The organism is Streptomyces sp. NPDC051909 (assembly GCF_040681095.1).
GTDB lineage: Bacteria > Actinomycetota > Actinomycetes > Streptomycetales > Streptomycetaceae > Streptomyces.
In genome coordinates this window covers 159,859-180,090 of sequence record NZ_JBFAYA010000005.1, presented here as the reverse complement: position 1 = coordinate 180,090, position 20,232 = coordinate 159,859, and the positions used below count along the sequence as shown (strand labels likewise).

The 20,232-nt window shown below is 75.3% G+C and carries 19 protein-coding genes; 9 read left to right on the top strand and 10 right to left on the bottom strand.

What is annotated here, in order from left to right:
* Positions 1 to 38 precede the first annotated feature (38 nt).
* Together AB0M18_RS10295 and AB0M18_RS10290 are read left to right on the top strand one after the other, a co-directional pair.
* Positions 39 to 533 carry a hypothetical protein gene (locus AB0M18_RS10295; RefSeq protein ID WP_365756400.1) on the top strand — a complete coding sequence of 165 codons (495 nt, stop codon included), beginning with the start codon at positions 39 to 41 and terminating at the stop codon, positions 531 to 533.
* Positions 530 to 2,770 carry an NB-ARC domain-containing protein gene (locus tag AB0M18_RS10290; protein ID WP_365756399.1) on the top strand — a complete coding sequence of 747 codons (2,241 nt, stop codon included), beginning with the start codon at positions 530 to 532 and terminating at the stop codon, positions 2,768 to 2,770. The genes AB0M18_RS10295 and AB0M18_RS10290 overlap by 4 nt, the downstream gene beginning before the upstream one ends.
* On the opposite strand, the gene AB0M18_RS10285 is transcribed toward AB0M18_RS10290, so the two are convergent.
* Entirely contained in the window at positions 2,767 to 4,563 is a 1,797-nt protein-coding gene (locus AB0M18_RS10285; protein ID WP_365756398.1) for a hypothetical protein, read from the bottom strand. The two genes, AB0M18_RS10290 and AB0M18_RS10285, sit on opposite strands and share 4 nt — an antisense overlap.
* A gap of 207 nt (positions 4,564 to 4,770) precedes the next feature.
* On the opposite strand from AB0M18_RS10285, the gene AB0M18_RS10280 reads away from it, so the two are divergent.
* Entirely contained in the window at positions 4,771 to 5,571 is an 801-nt protein-coding gene (locus tag AB0M18_RS10280; protein WP_365756397.1) for a chaplin, read from the top strand.
* 250 nt (positions 5,572 to 5,821) lie between these two features.
* Here AB0M18_RS10280 and AB0M18_RS10275 read toward each other — a convergent pair whose 3' ends face one another.
* The 3 genes from AB0M18_RS10275 to AB0M18_RS10265 form a co-directional block, all read right to left on the bottom strand.
* On the bottom strand, positions 5,822 to 6,481 hold the full coding sequence (locus tag AB0M18_RS10275; protein ID WP_365756396.1) for a DUF2293 domain-containing protein: 660 nt from the start codon (positions 6,479 to 6,481) through the stop codon (positions 5,822 to 5,824).
* Between the two features lie 61 nt (positions 6,482 to 6,542).
* Positions 6,543 to 7,001, bottom strand: coding sequence for a hypothetical protein (locus AB0M18_RS10270; RefSeq protein ID WP_365756395.1), 459 nt, complete (start codon positions 6,999 to 7,001; stop codon positions 6,543 to 6,545).
* Between the two features lie 82 nt (positions 7,002 to 7,083).
* Positions 7,084 to 8,295, bottom strand: coding sequence for a pyridoxal phosphate-dependent aminotransferase (locus AB0M18_RS10265; RefSeq protein WP_365756394.1), 1,212 nt, complete (start codon positions 8,293 to 8,295; stop codon positions 7,084 to 7,086).
* A gap of 84 nt (positions 8,296 to 8,379) precedes the next feature.
* Between AB0M18_RS10265 and AB0M18_RS10260 the strand changes: the two genes are divergently transcribed.
* On the top strand, positions 8,380 to 9,021 hold the full coding sequence (locus AB0M18_RS10260; protein ID WP_365756393.1) for a winged helix-turn-helix transcriptional regulator: 642 nt from the start codon (positions 8,380 to 8,382) through the stop codon (positions 9,019 to 9,021).
* A gap of 14 nt (positions 9,022 to 9,035) precedes the next feature.
* Here the strand turns inward: AB0M18_RS10260 and AB0M18_RS10255 are convergent, their stop codons facing one another.
* Positions 9,036 to 9,158, bottom strand: coding sequence for a hypothetical protein (locus tag AB0M18_RS10255; RefSeq protein WP_365756392.1), 123 nt, complete (start codon positions 9,156 to 9,158; stop codon positions 9,036 to 9,038).
* Positions 9,159 to 9,248: 90 nt separating this feature from the next.
* Here AB0M18_RS10255 and AB0M18_RS10250 point away from each other — a divergent pair, with 90 nt between their 5' ends.
* Positions 9,249 to 9,899, top strand: coding sequence for a uridine kinase (locus tag AB0M18_RS10250; protein ID WP_365756391.1), 651 nt, complete (start codon positions 9,249 to 9,251; stop codon positions 9,897 to 9,899).
* Between the two features lie 38 nt (positions 9,900 to 9,937).
* Here the strand turns inward: AB0M18_RS10250 and AB0M18_RS10245 are convergent, their stop codons facing one another.
* From AB0M18_RS10245 to AB0M18_RS10230, 4 genes are all read right to left on the bottom strand, one after another.
* Positions 9,938 to 10,855 (bottom strand): PfkB family carbohydrate kinase, encoded by a 918-nt coding sequence (locus tag AB0M18_RS10245; RefSeq protein WP_365756581.1) that lies wholly within the window; start codon positions 10,853 to 10,855, stop codon positions 9,938 to 9,940.
* A gap of 14 nt (positions 10,856 to 10,869) precedes the next feature.
* Complete coding sequence (locus AB0M18_RS10240) at positions 10,870 to 11,781, bottom strand: pseudouridine-5'-phosphate glycosidase (RefSeq protein WP_365756390.1); 912 nt, start codon at positions 11,779 to 11,781, stop codon at positions 10,870 to 10,872.
* 74 nt (positions 11,782 to 11,855) lie between these two features.
* Positions 11,856 to 13,073: a hypothetical protein gene (locus tag AB0M18_RS10235; protein ID WP_365756389.1), complete on the bottom strand. Its 1,218-nt coding sequence runs from the start codon at positions 13,071 to 13,073 to the stop codon at positions 11,856 to 11,858.
* Complete coding sequence (locus tag AB0M18_RS10230; protein ID WP_365756388.1) at positions 13,057 to 13,971, bottom strand: hypothetical protein; 915 nt, start codon at positions 13,969 to 13,971, stop codon at positions 13,057 to 13,059. Before AB0M18_RS10230 ends, AB0M18_RS10235 begins: the two co-directional genes overlap by 17 nt.
* A 469-nt stretch (positions 13,972 to 14,440) precedes the next feature.
* Here AB0M18_RS10230 and AB0M18_RS10225 point away from each other — a divergent pair, with 469 nt between their 5' ends.
* From AB0M18_RS10225 to AB0M18_RS10210, 4 genes are all read left to right on the top strand, one after another.
* Positions 14,441 to 14,797: a cupin domain-containing protein gene (locus AB0M18_RS10225; RefSeq protein WP_365756387.1), complete on the top strand. Its 357-nt coding sequence runs from the start codon at positions 14,441 to 14,443 to the stop codon at positions 14,795 to 14,797.
* A 303-nt stretch (positions 14,798 to 15,100) separates the two neighbouring features.
* Positions 15,101 to 16,495, top strand: coding sequence for a discoidin domain-containing protein (locus AB0M18_RS10220; RefSeq protein ID WP_365756386.1), 1,395 nt, complete (start codon positions 15,101 to 15,103; stop codon positions 16,493 to 16,495).
* Positions 16,496 to 16,507: 12 nt separating this feature from the next.
* On the top strand, positions 16,508 to 17,797 hold the full coding sequence (locus tag AB0M18_RS10215) for an MFS transporter (RefSeq protein ID WP_365756385.1): 1,290 nt from the start codon (positions 16,508 to 16,510) through the stop codon (positions 17,795 to 17,797).
* Positions 17,794 to 18,765, top strand: a complete 972-nt coding sequence (locus AB0M18_RS10210) for a hypothetical protein (RefSeq protein WP_365756384.1) — start codon at positions 17,794 to 17,796, stop codon at positions 18,763 to 18,765. Before AB0M18_RS10215 ends, AB0M18_RS10210 begins: the two co-directional genes overlap by 4 nt.
* A 181-nt stretch (positions 18,766 to 18,946) precedes the next feature.
* Here AB0M18_RS10210 and AB0M18_RS10205 read toward each other — a convergent pair whose 3' ends face one another.
* Positions 18,947 to 20,209 carry an MFS transporter gene (locus AB0M18_RS10205; RefSeq protein ID WP_365756580.1) on the bottom strand — a complete coding sequence of 421 codons (1,263 nt, stop codon included), beginning with the start codon at positions 20,207 to 20,209 and terminating at the stop codon, positions 18,947 to 18,949.
* Positions 20,210 to 20,232: the final 23 nt, after the last annotated feature.

Here is a 20,232-nt window from a genome sequence, read left to right as displayed (position 1 = left end):
AGGCTGGGGAAGACGCAGCAGGCGGTGAAGGGGGCCCGGTGGAAGCCGAGTTGGTGGCACTGGCGACGGCGGGGGCGACGGCCCTCGTCCAGCAGATGGTCGGCGACGGCTGGGAGCGGGCAAGGACCCGGGTGGCCGCCTTCTTCGCCGCCCGCTCCGGCGGAGACGAACGGGCCGTCGGCGCCGAACTCGAGGCCGCCCGCGACGAGCTGGTCCGTGCCGAGCGGGGCGGTGACCAGGAGGCGGCCGACGAGGCGCGCACCGAGGCCCGCGTCGAATGGCGCGCCCGGATGCGCCGCAGCCTGCTCGCCGACCCCGAGGCGGCGGCCGAACTGCGCCGGATCCTGGCCGAGTTGACGGGCCCCGAGGCTGCGGTTCCACAGAACGTCACCACCGTGAACAACACCCTCACCGGAGGGAGCCACGGCATCGTCCTCCAGGTCGGCACCGTCAACCGGATGCACACCGTCCACGAGACGCGCGACACGGGCGGCACCGGCGGAGGCGCCGCCCCGGACGGCCCCCGCCCATGAGCCCCGACCCCGTGCCGTACGACCCCGAGGCCCCGGACCCCGTGACCCCGGACCCCGTGCCGTACGGCTCCGTGGCCCCGGATCCCGTGGTGCGCAACGAGGTCGGCGGCACCACGACCGTCCACGGGCCCGTCGTCCAGGCCGGGCGGATCGACACGCTGACCGTGGCCGCCGCGGTCCCGGCGATCCTGCCCGGCAGCCCCGCACCCCGGTTACTCCCGGCCCCCGCACGTCACTTCACCGACCGACATGACGAACTCGCCCGCCTGACGGCCCTGCTGGACGGGACCGACGGCGCGGACGACGCGGCCGGTCCGGACGGGGACCCCGCGCCCCGGGTGGTCGTCCTCACCGGCACCGGCGGCATCGGCAAGTCCGCCACCGCGCTCCACTTCGCCGCCCGCCTGCGGGACCGCTACGACGGCGGGCAACTGCACGCCGACCTGCGCGGCGACGCCACCGCCACCGCGGCCGCGCCGTCCACCGTCCTGGTGCGCTTCCTGCGCGCCCTCGGCGTCGCCCCGCCGTATCTGCCGGCCGACGAGCAGGAGCAGATCGACTGGTACCGCACCCTCACCGCGGACCGCCGGATGCTCACCGTCCTCGACAACGCCCACTCCGCCGCCCAGGTGCTGCCGCTGCTGCCCACCGGCCCCGGCTCGCTCACCCTGGTCACCAGCCGGCGCCGGCTCGACGGCCTGACCCGCGAGGTCGGCGCCCGGGTGATCCAGCTCCCGCCGCTCGGCCCCGCCGACGCCGCCCTGCTCCTCACCCGGCTGTCCGGCCGCGAGGCGCCGCACCCGGCCGAGGCGGACGCCGTCGCCCGCCGCTGCGGTGGACTCCCGCTGGCCCTCTGCATGGCCGGCGAACGGCTCGCCGTCCGCACCCACCTCACCTGGCAGCAGCTGGAGCAGGACATGGCCACCGCGGCAGCGCCGTCCGACGAGCCCGGCGCCGACGCGTCCGGCATCGACCCCGGCACCGACCCGGTCACCGCCGCGGCCGACACCTCCTACGACGACCTCACCCCCGGCGCCGCCCGCCTCTACCGGCTCGGCGGGCTGCGCCCCTGGCCCGCGCTCACCGCCCCGGCCGCCGCCGTGCTCGCCGAGGTCCCCGAACCGGAGGCCGCGGTCCTGCTCGACGAACTCGCCGCCATCCACCTCCTGGAGGAGCACGCCGCCGGCCGCTACCGGCACCACGACCTGCTGCGCGCCCACGCCGAACGCCGCGCGCTGCGCGTCGACGGCCACGCCCGCGCCGCCGCGGCCGTCGGACGGCTGCTGCGCCACCACCTGGCCGAGGCCGCCGCCGCGGACGCCCGCGTCATGCCGGGCCGCTGGCACCTCGGCCCCGCCTACGACCGGCTGCCCCCGGACCCCCGCACCGCCGAGCAGGCCGCCGACTGGCTCCTCGCCGAGCGGGAGAACCTCGTCGAGGCGGTGCGGACCGCCGACGAGTACGGACTCGACGACCTCACCTGGCAGTTGTGCGAGGCGCTCTGGAGCCTCTTCCTCCGAAACGGCCACCACCAGGACTGGCTGGCCACCCACCGGCTCGGCGTCCGCGCCGCCGCCCGCTGCCCCGCCACCCCCGAGGCCGAGGGCCGGATGCACGCCCAGCTCGGCTTCGCCCTCAAGGGACTCGGCCGCCTCGACGAGGCCGAGCAGGCGTTCACCGCCGCCGCCGAGGCCGACCGGCGCTGCGGCCACCGCAGGGGCGAGGCGACCGCGGTCGAGTCCCTGGGCCTGGTACGCCTGGAGCAGCGGCGGTACGAGGAGGCCGAGGCCTGTTTCGTCGCCGCCGAGGCCCTCACCGACGACCCGCGCGCCCGCGCCCTGCTCGCCCACCACCGGGGCCGCGCCCTCTCCGGCCGTGGCGAGCACGACCAGGCCGCGGCCACCCTGGAGCGGGCCGGGCGGCTCATGGCGGAGCTGCCCGTCCCCGACACGTACAACCAGGCCCGGGTCCTCACCAGCCTCGGCCAGGCGGCCCTCGCGGCCGGCGACCGCGAGCGCGCCGCCCGCGTGCTCGCCGAGGCGGCCGAGCGGATGCGGCAGGAGAAGGCCCCCGTCCAGGACGCGGACATCGCGGAACTGCGAGCCCGCGCCGCGGCCACACCCGGCGACCGCCGCGCTTTCCTCACCGAGGCCGTCGAGCTCCACGAACGCCTCGGCTCGCCCCGTGCCGCCGCCCTGCGCGCGGAACTCGGCACCGACTCCGACAGCACGACCTAGGCCGGAACGGCCCGTACCGCCACCCGGTGGCGCACCCGGCCCGTCGTCACCATGAGGACGCCCGCCGCGGCCAGCTCGGCGAGAGGGCGGCCGCTCGCCTGCCAGGCGAGGGCGGCCGAGGCGTACGCGAAGGGGTCGCCGGGGTCGGGGAAGCCGTCGGGGCGGGGGAGCGCGACGAGGTCCAGCAGGGTGCCCGCGCGGTCGCGGGCCAGGCAGCGGCCGGGGCCGGTCCGGACGGCGGCGAGGGCGGCGTACGGGTGGGCCGCGAGGAGCTCCGCGGCGCGCGGGCCCGGCGGGTCGGCGGCGAGGCCGCGGTCGGTCACCAGGTCCGCGAGCGCGAGCCGCCCCGCGTCGGAGGCGGCCTCGTCCACGACCGTGTGGGCGCCCTCGGCCTTCTCCGCCTCCGGGCCGACCGGTTCGGTGGCGGGATCGGCGTACCGGGTCACCACCACCTCGGGCGGACCGCCGGCCGAACCGTCCGTGACGACGCGCGTGAGGACCCTGAGCGGGACCGTGAGGTCCGGGGTTCCGAGGCGGGCCTCGCCCGGGGCGGTGCCCGGGACGGGCAGTTGGGGGAGTGCGGCCGGCCGGACGGGCTCGGGGGTGGCCAGCAGGGAGTGGAACAGGGTGCGCAGCAGCCCGGCCGACCCGCCCGGGTCCGAGCTCGCGAGCGCCGCGAACCCGTCGTAGCGTCCCGGCACATGGCCGTCGATCACCGCGTCGAGCTGTGTCCGCAGCGGGACTCCGGGCCGAAGGCGGGGTGCGGCCCGGCCGAGCGAGGCGACCGGCGAGTCCGGGTCGAGGTCCCGTTCGGCGAAGGTGCCGAGCAGCACGGGCAGGCCGAGGGCGACGGCGTAGTAGGTGACCGAGCCGTGGTCGCCGATGACGCAGTCGGCCGCCGCGACGGTCTGCCGCCAGGGGCCGAGCGGGTCGATCGGGGTGAGCCCGGAGGCGGCGGCCCGGCGCAGCCAGGCCCGTACCTGGCCGGGGCCGTGTCCGTACCCGATGTTGGGGTGGAGCACGGCGCACAGCCGGTACTCGTCCACCGGCAGTGTCTCCGTCAACTCCCGGAGCAGGGCGGGGAAGGCGTCGGAGCCGAAGAGGGAGGCCCGGCCCCAGGTGGAGTTCAGGACGACGAGCCGGCGTCCGTCGCCCGCGCCGAGCGCGCGCCGCAGGGCGGGCCGCCGGTGGCGGAGGGCGAGCATCCGGTCGAAGCAGGGATCACCGGCGAGGACGGCGGTCTCCGCGGCCTCGGGGCAGGCCCGGCGCAGCCGGTCGAGCTGTTCGGGGTGGGAGAGCACGGTCGCCGTGGCGAGCGGCTTGCCCTCGTGCAGCAGCCAGTCGGGCGCCATCCCGAACACGGGCGCACCGCCACCGCCCTCGCCCTCGCCCTCGGCTCCGGTGTCCGGTGTCCGGTGTCCGGTGTCCGGTGTCGCCAGCCTCTTATTGTATCCGGCGCCGTGTGAGAGGATGGTCAACTTCCCTTGGAAGGCCTGGAGTTCGCCTCCGTAGCTCGCGCTGACGGCCAGGTCCACGCCGCCCGTCGCGGCCAGTTCCTTCGCCTGTTCCCACGGCACCACCGGCAGTCCAGCCCGGTCGAGCAGCGCGTCGACCCCGGCGAGGAAGGGTGAGGAGCCGGTGCAGGTCGCGAGAGTCTGCACGTCGGGAGCGTCGTCGAACAGGGGGAGGACGTCGAGCAGTCGGGTCGCCGAGGTGACGTTGTGGACGACGAAGAGCACCGTGCGGGTGGTCCCGCGTGTCCGCCAGCGCGCCGCGTCGCGTCCCACCGGCACCCGTAGTCGATCCTGCCCCACGGTCAGCTCACCCCCCTTCCGCGCCACGGTAGCCCACCGGCAACGTCGCACGTCGGGACATGATCGCCCGCCGCACACTCCCTCGTTGGAGTGAAACACGAGAAGTGCGGGATCCGGCCACCTCGTGGATGCCGTTATTTCGGGTACGGGCGAGTGCCCGTGAAGACATCCGGAAGGCAGGAAACCATGAGGCACATTCGCCGAAGTGGTCTGGCCACACTGTTGGTCACCGGCGGCGCGCTCGCGCTCTCGGCGGGCGCCGCGCACGCCGACTCCGCGGCTCAGGGCGCGGCGGTCGGTTCGCCGGGCGTCGGCTCCGGCAACACGGTTCAGCTGCCGGTGCACGTGCCCGTGAACGTCTGCGGCAACACCGTCAACGTGGTCGGACTGCTCAACCCGGCGGCCGGCAACAGCTGTGCCAACAGCTCCGGCGGCTCCCGGGCCGACGACTCCGGCGCCCACGCCGGCAGCCCCGCGCACAAGGACCTGCCCGGCACCCCGCGCACCGGCTCGCCCGACTCCGGCACCCGCGCCGGCGGCGGTTCCTCGCATGACGGTTCCTCGCACGGCGGCGCCCACAACGGCGGCGGCGCGACCGCCGAGAGCCGCGCCGAGGGCTCCCCGGGCGTGCTGTCCGGCAATGGACTGCAGCTGCCGGTCGACCTCCCGGTCAACCTCAGCGGCAACTCGCTGAACGTGGTCGGCATCGGCAACCCCGCCTTCGGCAACACCTCGGTCAACGAGTCCACGCCCGAGGAGGAGTGCGAGCACCCCGAGACCCCGACCCCGCACCCGCCGACCCCGGTGCGCAACCTGCCGCCGGCCCCGAGCCACGAGCAGGGCCCCGTCCCGCAGTCCACCAAGGTGCAGCTCGCCAGCACCGGCGCGGACTCCCTGGGCTTCGCCGCCCCGGCCAGCGCCGCGCTGCTCCTCGGCGGCGCGCTCCTCTACCGCAGGGCCCGCCGCGCGTCGGCCGACCAGGCCTGACGGCCCGGACCGGACGCCCGGGCCTGGCACTCGGGCCTGGCACCTGGGCCGGACGCCCGGACCTGGCACTCGGGCCTGGTACCTGGGCCTGACGCCCGGACCTGGCACCTGGGCCTGACGCCCAGGCCGGCCCGGCAGGCCCGACCCACGCACCAGCCGACCGTGGCCGACCACGGCCGGCCAGGTCCGGCGCGCGCTCCCGCGAGGCGGGCCGGAGGGCCGAGTTCAGGGCGCCGCGTCGACGCGCCCCTCAGCCCGCCCGCCAGGACCGGAGCACCGTCTCGATGGCCGGCGCGATCCGCGCCCGCGCCTGGTGCCGGGGCACCCCGGCCATCAGCAGCGCGTCGTAATCGGTGTCGACATGCCGTATGGCGGCCCGCACCGCGGCCGTGACCGCGCCCGGATCGAGCGCCCGGCCGGCCGCCGTACGCCCCACCCGGCCGCTGCCCTTCGCCGAGGCGTGCGCGGCGATCCGCTCCGCGCGCTCGGTCGGGCAGCCGGGGAACAGGCGCAGGATCTCCGCCTCCAGGGCCGCCGTGACCTCCGCGTCCCGCGCCGCCCGGCGTGCCGCGTCCCGGGCCCGGCGGCGCGCCCGGGCCTCGGCGTCCGCGAGGCAGGCGGCCTCGGCCCGGACCAGCGCCGCCTCCTCGACGAGCAGGCCCTGGCGCTCGTAACGGGTGCGGCGCCGGTTGTGCCGTACGACCACCGCCCACAGACCACTGCCCTCGCGGGCCCGGCGGGTGAGGGCGGTGTCCCCGCGGCGCAGGAAGACGAGATGCCCGAGGTCGGCGCAGTCCAGGCACACGGGCGCGTCGAACTCGACGATCATGCGCTCCAGGGGGCCCTGGCGGCATTCCGAACAGCGGCGCCGCCGGAGCGGTTCGACCACGACGGGGGCGACGAGATCCACGCCGGTGTTCTACCCGCGCGTACCCCGGCGCATCCCCCGTGTCCGGTGGTGGGGGGCGCTGTCAGCGCAGGCCGGGCCCCGCGGCCTCGATGAACCGGGCCAGGGCCTCCTTGGCCTCGTCCGAGCGGCGCGTGCGCTCGGCGTCGTCGGCGGCCTCGTGCATGCAGTGGGTGGTCTCGAAGGCGGTCTCGGCGCGTCGGCGGGTCTCCGCGTCGTCGCACATCAGCTGGACCCGGAAGAGCGCCTGCCGGGCGGCGGTGCGCTGCCGGTACGAGGCGTGGCGGGACTGCTCGGCCTCCTCGGAGCCGGGCTCCAGGTGCGCCTTGAACCAGCGGTCGTTCTGGCTCTGCCGGTAGTCGACGACGGCGCCCGCGAAGGCGCTGTAGGTCGCGATCCGCTCCTGCCGCAGCTGCTCGGTCCGGGCGAGCGAGGCCGTGCGCTCGGCGGCCCGGCCCTGGAACCAGTGGGTGGCGATGACACCCAGCAGGGTTCCGACGACGGCTATCAGTGCGGCATCCATGACGGACTCGCGCCTCCCTTGTCCCACTCCTGCGATGATCCGTCAGATCATCGCAGGAACAGGAGGGTCAAGAGCTCCGCCCCTACTGCCGGTAGCCGGCCAGGAAGCGCCCGATGCGGCTGATGGCGGCGTCCAGGTCGTCGGCGTACGGCAGCGTGAGGATGCGGAAGTGGTCGGGGCGAGGCCAGTTGAAGCCGGTGCCCTGCACCACCTGGATCTTCTCCCGCAGCAGCAGGTCCAGGACGAACTTCTCGTCGTCGTGGATCGGGTACACCGCCGGGTCGAGTCGCGGGAAGGCGTAGAGCGCTCCCTTCGGCTTGACGCAGCTGACGCCGGGGATCTCGTTGAGCTTGCGCCAGGCCAGGTCGCGCTGCTCGCGCAGTCGGCCGCCGGGGGCGGTGAGCTCGTGGATGGACTGCCGGCCGCCGAGCGCGGCCTGGATGGCGTACTGCGCGGGGGCGTTCGGGCACAGGCGCATGGAGGCCAGCATGGTCAGGCCCTCCAGGTAGTTCGCGGCGTGCTCCTTCGGGCCGGTGACGATCATCCAGCCGGAGCGGAATCCGGCCACCCGGTAGGTCTTGGAGAGGCCGCCGAAGGTGAGGACGACCAGGTCGGGGGCGAGCGAGGCGGTGGGGTGGTGCACGGCCTCGTCGTAGACGATCTGGTCGTAGATCTCGTCGGAGAAGACCATCAGGCCGTGCCGCCGGGCGAGATCGAGGATGCCCTCGACGATCTCCTTCGGATAGACCGCGCCGGTCGGGTTGTTGGGGTTGATGATCACCACGGCCTTGGTGCGGTCGGTGATCTTCGAGGCCATGTCGTCGAGGTCGGGGTACCAGTCGGCCGACTCGTCGCACACGTAGTGCACCGGCCTGCCGCCGGCGAGGGTGGTCACCGCGGTCCACAGGGGGTAGTCGGGGGCCGGGATCAGGACCTCGTCGCCGTCCTCCAGGAGTGCCTGGGTGGCCATCGAGATGAGCTCGGAGACACCGTTGCCGAGGTAGACGTCGTCGACGTCCACCTCCGTCAGACCCATCGACTGGTACCGCTGGGCTACCGCGCGGCGGGCGGAGAGGACGCCGCGGGAGTCGGTGTAGCCGTGCGCCCGGGGAAGCATCCGGATCATGTCCTGGACGATCTCCTCGGGGGCCTCGAAACCGAAGAGCGCGGGGTTGCCGGTGTTGAGGCGCAGCACGCTGTGGCCTGCCTCCTCCAGGGCGTTGGCCTGCTCGATGACCGGGCCGCGGATCTCGTAGCAGACCTCGCTCAGCTTGCTCGACTGCCGGAACTCCATGCGCCGACCTCCCCAGAAGTGTTGATGCTTGGTTTTACCAAGTTCGAGCTTGGAAAGTCCAACAACATGTCTAGACTGCGTCGCATGCCAGCTCAGTCGCGCCCGCCGCGCCCCTCGCCCCGCCGCCGGAGCTACGACCAGTACTGCGCCGCAGCACGCGCCCTCGACGCGGTCGGCGACCGGTGGACCCTGCTGATCGTCCGTGAACTCCTCGCCGGGCCGCGCCGCTACACCGATCTGCACGCCGATCTCCCCGGCGTCAGCACCGACATGCTCGCCGGCCGGCTCAAGGACATGGAGAGCACCGCACTCGTCACCCGCCGCAAGCTGCCGCCGCCCGTCTCCGCGTACGTGTACGAACTCACCGACCGCGGCCAGGAACTGCTGCCCGTGCTGCGCGCCCTCGCCGCATGGGGCGCGCCCGCCCTCGGCGAACCGCGCCCCACCGACGCCGTCCGCGCCCACTGGTTCGCCATCCCGCTCCTCGACGCGCTGGCGGGCCTCGGCGCGAAGGCCGTCCACGTGACCCTGGACGAGGGCGAGTTCCACGTACGGCGCGGGGCCGACGGGCGGTTCGCCTACGGGGACGGGCCCGCGGACGACGCCGAGGTGCGGCTGCGCACCGACGCGGCCACCTGCCGGGAGCTCGCGGAGGGCGGACTCACCCTCGCGGAGGCGCTCGAAACGGGCCGGGCGGAGCTGACGGAGCGGGTATCCGTCTCGTGAGCCGGTAACCGGGGTCAGGGGGCCGGCGCCGCATGTGCGGCGAGGGCGGTGGCCCGCCCGATGCCCGTGCCGGCTCCGGTCACGACGACGACCCGCGGCTGTGTCTGTGCGGTGGTGGTGGTGTTCCCGTGGTTCATGCGGAGATCGTCGAAGCCTGCCGCCAGTGGCAAGGTCAAGCCCGGGCGGCGGGAACCGGATGGCGGGACCCGTACGGCAGGATGGGACGGATGCGATTCGAAGCGATCAGCTGGGAGCGGCTGGCCGACACCGTGGCCGACCGCGTCGACCGGGCCGAGCCCGGGGACGGCGGCGACTGGCTCAAGGTGGGCGTCGACGGGGCCCCGGCCGCGTCGGGCGGGGAGTTCGCCGAACGCGTGGCGGCGGTGCTGCGACTGCGCGGCCGGTCGGTGCTCGTCGTCGCGACCGACGGCTTCCTGCGTCCGAAGTCGCTGCGCTTCGAGTACGGCAAGCAGGACCCCGACGCGTACTACGGCGACTGGTACGACACGGGCGCGCTGTGGCGCGAGGTGTTCGGCCCGCTGGAGCCGGGTGGCAGCGGGCGGGTGCTGCCCGACCTGTGGAACCCGGTCACCGACCGCGCCACCCGCAGCCCCGCCGTCCCCCTCCCGCCGGGCGGCGTCCTGGTGCTCCACGGCCCCTTCCTGCTCGGCCACTGGTACCCCTTCGACCTGAAGCTCCACCTCCGCCTCTCCCCGGGTGCCCTGTCCCGCCGCACCGAACAGGCCTGGACGCTGCCCGCCTTCGCCCGTTACGAGTCGGAGGTCGCCCCGGCCGACATCGCCGACGCGGTCATCCGCGCGGACGACGCGCGCAGGCCGGCCTGGACGGGGTGGAGGGACTTTCCGGACACCCCCTAAGGCCTGTCCGGCGGATCAGGGTCGGGCAGGCCCTGGTGTCATCCCATGGCCGTACCGCCGCCGGGGCGGCCGCCCACCGCCGTCACCGCGCGGGCGCCGGACGCACAGCCCGCCGCGGCCGCCTGGGCGGGGGAGGCGCCGGTGTGGAGGGCGGTGAGGAAGGCGCCGGTGAAGGCGTCGCCGGCGCCGGTGGTGTCGAACGGGGTGGCCGAGGGGGCCGGGACGTGGGCGGTGACGCGGCCGTCGGCGGCGAGGACGGCGCCGTCGGGGCCGAGGGTGACGGCGACCAGCGGGTAGTGCCGGCTGAGCGCCGCCGCGGCCTCGGCCGGGTCCGGGCGGCCGGTCAGGAAGCGGGCCTCGTCGGCGTTGGGCAGCAGGCAGGCTGCACCGGCCGTCGCGGCGAGGAAGGCCTCGGCGCCGAGGCCGGCGAGGAAACCGGCCGAGGCGGGGTCCACGCTCACCGGGAGGCCCGCCGCACGGGCGTCCCGCAGGACCCGGACGGCCGTCGCGCGGCTGCGGTCGGCGAAGAAGAGGTAGCCCGACAGATGCACCCGGACGACCCCGTCGAGCAGGGCCGGCGACCAGTCGCCGGGCGCGAGCCGCAGCGCCGCCCCGCTGTCCGTCAGGAAGGTGCGCTCCGCGTCCGCGCCGACCAGGGCGATCACGGTCGCCGTCGGTGCGTCCGGATCCCTGACAAGCAGCGGACGGACGCCCGCACGGCGCAGCTCCCGGTCGTGCCAGGAGGCGGAGTCGGTGCCGACCCGGGCGAGCAGCCGCACGTCTCCGCAGCCCGAACGCGCCGCCCAGCACGCCACGTTCGCCCCCGCGCCACCCGGTACGGTACGGATCCGGGCCGCCGTGTCGGTCGCCGCCGCGAGCGGTGCGTCGTGCCGGGCGACCACGTCCGTGACCACGTCCCCGACCACCAGCAGCGCCCCGGACCCGGCCCCGGACATAGCCCCGGACGCGGTCACGGCAGATCGCGGTACGCGGCGGCGATCCGGGCGGCGAGCGCCACATTGCCCCGTACCGCCGCCAGGTTCGCCTCCAGGGACGCGCCCTCCGTGTGCGCCGTCAGGTACTCGAGCAGGAACGGCGTCACCGCCTGCCCCGTGATCCCCTTCTCGCGCGCCGCCGCGAGCCCGGCCGCGAGCGCCCGGTCGTGCAGGGCCGGATCCAGCTGCCGCGCGGCCGGTACGGGGTTGCCGACGACCAGCGCCCCGCGCGGCCCGCCCAGCTCGTCCCGGGCCCGCATCACCCGCGCCGCCTCCACCGGGGTCCGCACGGTCCAGTCGACGCGCTCGCCGGAGGAGGAGAGGTAGAAGCCGGGGAACATCTCCGTGCCGTAGCCGAGGACGGTCACGCCCAGGGTCTCCAGGCGCTGCACGGTCGCCGGCACGTCGAGGATCGACTTCACGCCCGCGCACACCACCGTGATGCCGACCTCGGCGAGCAGGCGCAGGTCCGCCGACTCGTCCTGGGTCTCGGTCCACTCCCGGTGCACGCCCCCGAGGCCACCGGTCGCGAACACCCGTATGCCGGCGGCCTCCGCGAGCCAGGCCGTCGCCGACACGGTCGTCGCGCCCGAGGCGCCGCTCGCGAGGGCCGGCGCCAGGTCGCGGTGGCCGAGCTTGCGCACCGACGGGTCCTCGGCGATCCGGGCGAGGGCCGGGGCGTCGAGGCCGATCCGGGCGACCCCGTCGAGCACCGCGATCGTCGCGGGCACCGCCCCGCCATCCCGGACCAGTGCCTCCAGCTCCTCGGCCACCGCCAGGTTGCGCGGACGCGGCAGGCCGTGGGCGATGATCGTCGACTCGAGCGCGACGACCGGACGCCCCGTGTGGAGCGCCTCCCGTACCTCTTCGGACACCTGTGTGGACATGGTGGATCTCTGGCGCGGCCGCCCGCCTCGCAAACCTCGCCGCCGAACATGGCGAACATCAGCCACAGGCCTTCTCAGCCACAGCCCGGAAGGCCGGGCAGCCGGGCCGCGTCCACCACCCGGATCACCGGGCGCGCGCCGGCGGTCTTGGCGTTGCCGAGGCTGTACGCGAGGGCCAGCGCGTTCCCGGAGGCCGCGGTGTAGCCGTACGGGGGCGTGATCCGCGCGTACGAGCCGGCGCCGGAGCCGGCGGCAGGGCCCGGGCGTCCGAGGTCGAGGGCGTACGAGGTCTCCGGCGTGCGCCAGGTGACGAGCCGGCCCGCGATCCGCAGCTGGTCCATGCCGTCCGCGGCCGGGGAGGCGGTCACGGCGGCGAAGGGGCGCGCCTCGCCCGGGCGCCAGACCATCAGCCGGGGCGCCGTCTCACCCTCGACCCACGCCCAGGTGGTGCCGTCCGAGACGAGGGCGCGGATGTCGCGGAGGTCGGCGATCGGCGCGGGCAGCGCGACCGGTCGCCCGTCCTTCAGGCGGACCGCCACCGGCCGGGTGTGCCCGTCCGCCGACTCCCGCCACACCAGCAGGCCGCCCGCCGCGAACGGCGTGTCCAGGACCGCCGTGCGCCACGCGCGCGCGTGCCCGCCGCCTGCCGCCGGCGCGGCGAACACCGTGGCCCGGCCCGCGCCCGTGCCCTGCGCCCACACCACCGTGCCGTCGCGGACCACCGGGCGGGGGAGCGGGCCGGGCCGGTCGGCGCGGGCGAGGCGCCGGGCCTTGCCCGTGGACGCGTCCCACACGTACAGGCTCCACCGGCTGTCGAGGGTCCGGCCCTCCAGGACGGCGAAGGCGGCCCACCGGCGTCCGTCGAAGTCGGCGGCGAGGAGCTGGTGCTCGACGGGGTCGGCGAACCGCAGCAGGGTGCGGGGCGCGGCCCCGCCGCCCCGTACGAGCACGGCCCGCCGCCCGTCCGGGCTTCCGGTGAGCTGGAGCGCCGTCCAGCCGGGGCCGGTGTCCGTGAGGACCGCGCGTTGCCCGGTGGGCGGCCGGTACTCGCCGGCCGCGAAGGCCCGCTGCCAGGCGTCCGGCAGGGGCACCTCGCAGGCCGGGACCGTCCGCACGGAGGCCCGTGTCGGGGCGGAGGTCGGCGGGCCCGGCGGGGCCCCGCCACCCGGCGAGCACCCCGCGAGAAGGGCGCCCGCCAGGAGCATGGCCGGGAGCAGGGCGGGGGTCAGGGCCGGGAGCGGGGCCGGGACGCGGGCCCGGCGGTACGGCACAGCGCTACCAGACGTACCCACGGCCGCCCATGATCGTCGTGAGGGTGTCGGAGGAGATGTGCGCGGACTTGGGCACCGGGCCCGCCCAGGAGATGACGCTGGTGCTCACCCCGCCGACCGGGTCGAGGTAGTTGACCTGGCCGGCGGCGGTGTCCGTGTTGTAGCCGTCGATCGCGACCCAGTGGAAGATCTCGATGTTGGGGTGCCCCACCAGGTGCGGCCCGCCGGGCACCTCCCAGGCGTTGCCCGCGATGGCGTAGTCGTAGTCGGTGTTGTGGGTGATGTGCTGCTTGAACGCGGTCTTGTCGGTCGCGGTGGGGGTGTAGGGCAGGGCCTTGGGCACGTAACCGGCACCGGGCAGGCGGTAGTTCAGCGCGTCGACCATGGGGTAGCCGGTGGGGTCGGGCACGTTGATGTCGATCCCGTACCAGGCGGTGCCGGACGTGGTCGTCTTCAGCAGGGTCGCCGCGTCCCGCTGCGAGCGGCCGGCGACCTCGTCGTGCGCGGACTGGGTGATGACCAGGGTGGCCGGGCCGCACCAGTAGGAGGTCTGCTGCGACTGGTGGATCCCGCCGGACAGCTTGTACCCGGCGAGCGCGCCCTGGGCGCCCGTCGTGCCCGTGCCGTCCGAGGTGTCCGTGGTGCCCGGAGCACCCATGGCGCCCACGGCTCCCGTGGTGCCGAGGGCTCCGAGGGCGTCCGCCTCCTCGTACGATCTCGCCGCCGCGGCCTCCTTGACCGCCGAGAGCCGGAGCTGGGCCGGCGTCAGGCGCTGCGGCCCGAGGGTGTCGTGGGCGGCCTTGTAGTCGCCGCCGGGATCGGGCGCGGAGGCCGTGGCGGCGGGGGCGGTCGTGGCGGCGGTCAGCAGGGCCGCCGCGCCGAGGACGGCGGCGCGGAGAAGGGTGGGGGTGGCCGACATCGCACTCTCCTGTCCGGAGTGGGGGGAGTTGTGGGGGTGTGGGGGAGTGGCTCTGGGGGAGTGTGCCGTCCGCGCACCCGCGCTGCCAGGGGGCGCGACGTGATTCCCCGGACCAACATTGGCCCCACCAAAGGCGCCTCCCCGGACCAGCGAGGATGCCCGTGGGCGCCGCCCGCCCGGCGGACGGTTTTCGGCGTGCTTCACCCGCACGCCCGTTCGTACGCCCTTCGGGCACCCCTCCGAGCGCCCTTCACGCGCGCGTGCGAAGACCGCGGAATCGGTGCCCGCCGGCCCTGCCGCGCACGCTGGGGACGCCTCTTGGCGCACGGGCGCGCCGCAAACCCCCCTTGCGGATTCCGTCGTGTCGAACGGGTTGACGAAGTGCCTGGTGGGAGCGTCGAAGGGAAGGCTGAATTCCAGGAACTCCCGGCGGCGGAACGGTGCTCGGGCCCCGCTACAGTCACCGCCCATGACCACTCACGCGCAGCCTTCCTTCGCCGTCCACATCCCCGACGCCGAGCTCGAACCCGAGCCGCTCGACCCCGGTCAGATCGTCTCCGGCACGCCCGAGGTGACCGGCAAGGTCCTGTGGGAGTCCGCCGACGGCAAGCAGCTCCGCGGCATCTGGCAGATCACTCCCGGCGTGGTCACCGACACCGAGGCGAACGAGCTCTTCGTCGTCGTCAGCGGTCGCGCCACGGTCGCGGTCGAGGGCGGCGAGACGCTGGAGATCGGCCCCGGCGACGCCTGCGTGCTGCGCGAAGGTGACCGCACCACCTGGACCGTGCACGAGACCCTGCGCAAGGCGTACCACATCAGCCTCTGAGGCCCCGCCGGCCACGCGCCCCGCGAACGCCCCTCCTCTCAAGGGGCGTTCCGGGTCTGGTAGGAAACCTTCCTGTCCGCTAACCTCGCGGGCGGCGGCTTGGCGCGGCGCCCGTGCCCCGGATCCCGGATCCCGGATCTCGGATCCTGGGGGGGGCGGGCGTGACGCGCTCAGCGAGAGCTCTGACCCGGCCGCCGTGCACCGCGGCACGCTGCTCCGTGGCGCCCCATCGCCACGCGGCCGGACCGCGCTGTCCGCACCGCAGTCCAGCTCTCGCCGATACCAGGCAAGGGAGCCCCAGGTATGCGCCTGTACGCCTCCGCCCCACCTCGCCGCACCACGTCGTCCCCCGCCTTCCTCCTCACCGTCGTCACCGCGGCGCTGTGTCTGATCGGCGGGCTGCTGCTCGCCGCCACCGGCCGCGCCGACGCCGCCGACCCCCTGCTCTCCCGCGGCAAGCCCGCGACCGCGTCCTCCATCGAGGACACCGGATACGAACCCGCCAAGGCCTTCGACGGCGACGGCTCCACCCGCTGGGCCAGCGCCGAGGGATCCGATCCCCAGTGGATCAAGGTCGACCTCGGCGCCCCGTCCACCGTCTCCCGCGTCCGGCTCGTCTGGGAGGTCGCCTACGCCAAGGCCTACCGGGTCGAGATCTCCGCCGACAACAGCACCTGGACCCGGCTCGCCACCGAGACCGCCGGCAACGGCGGCACCGACGACTGGACCGGACTGGCCGGAAAGGGCCGCTACCTGCGGATCTACGGCACCGCGCGCGGCACCTCGTACGGCTACTCGCTCTACGAGACGGAGGTGTACGGCACCCCGGACGGCACCACCCCGACGAGCACCCCGCCCACGACTCCGACGACCCCGCCCACCACTCCGCCCGGCAACGGCGCCTTCACGGTCGTCGCGGCCGGCGACATCGCCGCCCAGTGCACCGCCTCCAGCAGCTCCTGCGCCCACCCGAAGACCGCCGCGCAGGCCCAGCGGATCAACCCGGCCTTCTATCTGACGATGGGTGACAACCAGTACGACGACGCGCGCCTGTCCGACTACCGGAACTACTACGACAAGACCTGGGGCGCCTTCAAGGCCAAGACCCGCCCGGTGCCCGGCAACCACGAGACCTACGACCCGGCCGGACCGCTGGCCGGCTACAAGTCGTACTTCGGCACCCTCGCCTATCCGCAGGGCGAGCCGTACTACAGCTACGACGAGGGCAACTGGCACTTCGTCGCCCTCGACTCCAACTCCTTCGACGACCCCGACCAGATCCAGTGGCTGAAGGACGACCTCGCCCGCACCACTAAGGGCTGCGTCGCCGCCTACTTCCACCACCCGCTCTACTCCTCCGGCGGCCACGGCAACGACCCCGTGTCCAAGCCGGTCTGGGAGATCCTCTACGACGCCAGGGCCGACCTCGTCCTCAACGGCCACGACCACCACTACGAGCGCTTCGCGCCGCAGGACCCGGACGGCCGGGCCACCGCCGACGGCATCGTCGAGATCGTCGGCGGCATGGGCGGCGCCGAGCCGTACCCCATCGAGGACGTCCAGCCCAACAGCCAGAAGCGGATCAGCGGCCCGTACGGCGTCCTGAAGCTCGACTTCACCGACACCACCTACACCTGGCAGTACGTCGGCACCGACGGCCAGGTCAAGGACGCCGGCCCGACCTACACCTGCCACTGATCGCCGCCGCCCATGTATCTCGCGACCACCGGTCGCCGGGACGTGCCGCCCGCCCCCACCGGGGCGCGGCGGCGCGTCTCCGCCACCGTCCTCGCCCTCGGCACGGTCAGTCTGGTCACCGACGTCTCGTCCGAGATGGTCACCGCGGTCCTGCCGCTCTACCTGGTGCTCGGCCTCGGTCTCACCCCGCTCCAGTTCGGCTTCCTGGACGGGCTGTTCAACGGCGCCACCGCCCTCGTCCGGATGATCGGCGGGCAGGTCGCCGACCGCGGCGGCCGGCACAAACGGGTCGCCGGCCTCGGTTACACGCTCTCCGCCTGCTCCCGGCTCGGCCTGCTCCTCGCGGGCGGCGCGACCGGACCGATCGCCGCCGCGCTCGCCGCCGACCGGCTCGGCAAAGGCCTCCGCACCGCGCCCCGCGACGCGCTCATCACCCTCGACAGCCCGCCCGACGCCCTCGGCCGCGCCTTCGGCGTGCACCGCGCCATGGACACCACCGGCGCACTGCTCGGCCCGCTCGCCGCGTTCGCGATCCTGTGGGTCACGGCCGACGCGTACGACGCCGTCTTCGTCGTCAGCTTCTGCGTCGGGCTGCTCGGGGTGCTGCTGCTCGTCGTCCTCGTCCCCGGCGGCTCCCGCGCGCCCGCGCCCGGGCCCGGGCCCGCCCCACGTACTCCCGGTCCTCCAGACGGCAGGTCCGGTGATGATCCGGCCCTGCTGCGGCTGCCCGCCGTGCGCCGGGTCGCGCTCGCCGCCGCGCTGCTCGGCGCGGCCACCGTCGGCGACGCGTTCTTCTACCTGCTGCTGCAGCGGCGCACCGAACTCGACGCCACCTGGTTCCCGTTCCTGCCGCTCGGCGCCTCGGCCGCGTATCTGCTGCTCGCCGTGCCCGCCGGCCGGCTCGCCGACCGGACCGGCCGCCGGCGTCCCTTCCTGTACGGGCACGGGGCCCTGCTGATCGCCCTCGGCCTGCTCCTGGCCCCGGTGCCGGGCCTGCTGCTCCTCGTGGCCGTCCCGCTGCTCCTCGGGGTCTTCTACGCGGCCACCGACGGCGTCCTGATGGCGCTCACCGGCCCGCTGCTCCCGCCCGCGCGGCGGGCGGGCGGACTCGCGCTCGTCCAGACCGCGCAGGCCCTCGCCAAGGTGGCCGCGGCCACCGGCTTCGGTGCCGCCTGGACCCTCTGGGGGCCGCGCCCCGCGCTGTTCCTGGCGCTTGCCGCCCTGCCCGTCGCGCTGCTCGGCGCGAGCCGCCTGCTCCCCCGGGAGCCGTCCACGGCACTTCCCAGAAGGGACCTCTCATGACCCGGCTCCGGCTTTGGGCCCTCGTGCTCGGCTTCCTGCTGCTGGCCGGCGGGGCCACCGCGTACACCGTGCGGGCCGCCCACGGCCGCCCCGACGAGGGTGCCGTGGCGGCCGACGCCGGGTTCGGGCTCGACGGGGCACGGCCGGGCGTGCTCTGGTTCCGGGACACCGCGACCGGCCGGGTGGCCCGACAGGACCCGGCCGCGCCCGGCGGCCGGCTCGCGCTCGGGCCGCGCTGCGACCGCTTCCACGCCGCCGGGCACACCGCGCTGTGCCTCCAGCGCCGCCCGGGCGTGCCGGCCCGCTCGTACGTCCTGGTGCTCGACCGGCGCCTGCAGGAGCAGAAGCGGATGAGCCTGCCCGGCATCCCCAACCGGGCCCGGGTCTCCGCCTCCGGCCGGGTGCTCGCCTGGACCACCTTCGCGACCGGCGACTCGTACAACACCTCCGCCTTCTCCACCCGCACCTCGATCCTCGATCTGCGCACCGGCTATCTGATCAAGAGCATCGAGCAGATCCCGCTCACCCTCGACGGGCGCCGCTACCACGCGCCCGACGTCAACTACTGGGGTGTCAGCTTCGCCGCCGACGACAACCGCTTCTACGCGACCGTCGGCACCCGGGGCCGCACCTACCTCGTCGAGGGCGACCTGAAGAAGTGGTCGGCGCGGGCGATCGAGGAGAACGTCGAGTGCCCCTCGCTCTCCCCGGACGGCACCCGCCTCGCGTACAAGAAGAAGGTCTCCACCGACCCGAGCGCCCCCTGGCGGCTGTACGTGCTCGACCTGGCGACCCGGCGCGCGCACCCGCTCGCCGAGACCCGCTCCGTCGACGACCAGGCCGCCTGGACCGGTCCCGGCACGGTCTCCTACGCCTACGACGGCGCCGTGTGGAGCGTGCCCGCCGACGGCACGGGCACGCCGCGGGAGGTGGCGCCGGGCGCCACCTCCCCGGTGGTGCCCCGATGAACCGACCGGGAACTCCCGGGCAGGCCGAGGCGCGTCCGGCGCCTCAGCCGAAACGCCCCGACAGCCCCGCTGTCGAGACGCTCCGGCGCCCGATGTTCCCTCGGCCCCGGCGGCCGGGGGACAACCGCCGGCACCGAACCGCGCGGCCTGTCCGCTCCTGATCCGCCGACGCGTTCCGGCCTCAGGCGCGGCGCAGCGCGCCACGCGCCGCGAGCACGGTCATCGGGAGGAGGAGACAGGCGCCGACGAGGTTGAGCCAGCCGTAGCCCGCCTGGGAGACGATCAGGCCGGCGGCGAGGCCGCCGAGGCCGGCCGAGGTGTTCATGATGAAGTCGGAAAGGCCCTGGACGGCCGCCCGGGCGGCCTGCGGCACGGAGTCGGTGAGCAGCGCCGAGCCGGAGACGAGGCCGGCCGACCAGCCGAGGCCGAGGACGAACAGACCGAGCGCGGTCTGCCCGTGGCTGGGCCCGGCGGTCCCCGCGAGCGCCGCGGCGGTGACGAGCAGCGCCACCGCGAGGCCGATCACGGTGAGCCGGCCGAGCCGGTCGGACAGCCAGCCCATGACGGGCGAGAAGGCGTACATGCCGGCGATGTGGCCGCTGATCACCAGCCCGATCAGCCGGATGCCTGCGCCATGGTGGCTGAGCGCGACCGGGGTCATCGACATGATCGACACCATGGCGGTGTGCGAACCGGCGACCGTCACCAGGGCGAGCCGGGCCCGGGACGAGGCCCGCACCGCGCGCATCCCGGCCTTCAGGGAGCGCCCGTCGGCGGCCGCGGTCTCCTCGGGGTCGGCCAGCGCCCGCGCGGTGAGCAGTGGGTCGGGCCGCAGCAGCACCGCCACCATGACGGCGGCGACCACGAAGACGCCGGACGCCCACACGAAGGGCCCGGCGGCGGCCGGGACGCCGAGGCCGGAGACGCTCTCGCCGGCCGGGGCGGCGATGTTGGGGCCGAGGACGGCGCCGATGGTGGTGGCCCACACCACGGTCGAGATGGCCCGGGCCCGGCGGTCCGGCTCGGCCAGGTCCGCGGCGGCGAACCGGGCGGCCAGATTGGCCGAGGAGCCCGCGCCGAAGCCGACCAGACCGGCCAGGAGCAGCGGGAAGCTGCCCGCGGTGGCGCCGAGCACGGCGACCGCCGAGCCGAGGGCGCCGACCAGATAGGCCAGGACGAGGCCGGCCCGCCGCCCGCGCCGGGCCATCAGCGAGGCGAGCGGCATCGCGAGCAGGGCGGGCCCGGCGACCGTGGCCGTCGACGCGAGACCCGACAGCGCCTCCGTACCGCTGACCTCCTTGGCCAGGACGGCGGCGAGCGCCACGCCGATGGCGATGCCGAGCCCGCCGAGGATCTGGGTGGCGATCAGCACGGCCTGGATCCGGCGCCGCAGGGCGGGCAGCCGGTCGGGGGAGACGGGTGGCTTGGATATCCCCGCGGTCAGCAGGGCGTCAGGGGCGTCTGGCG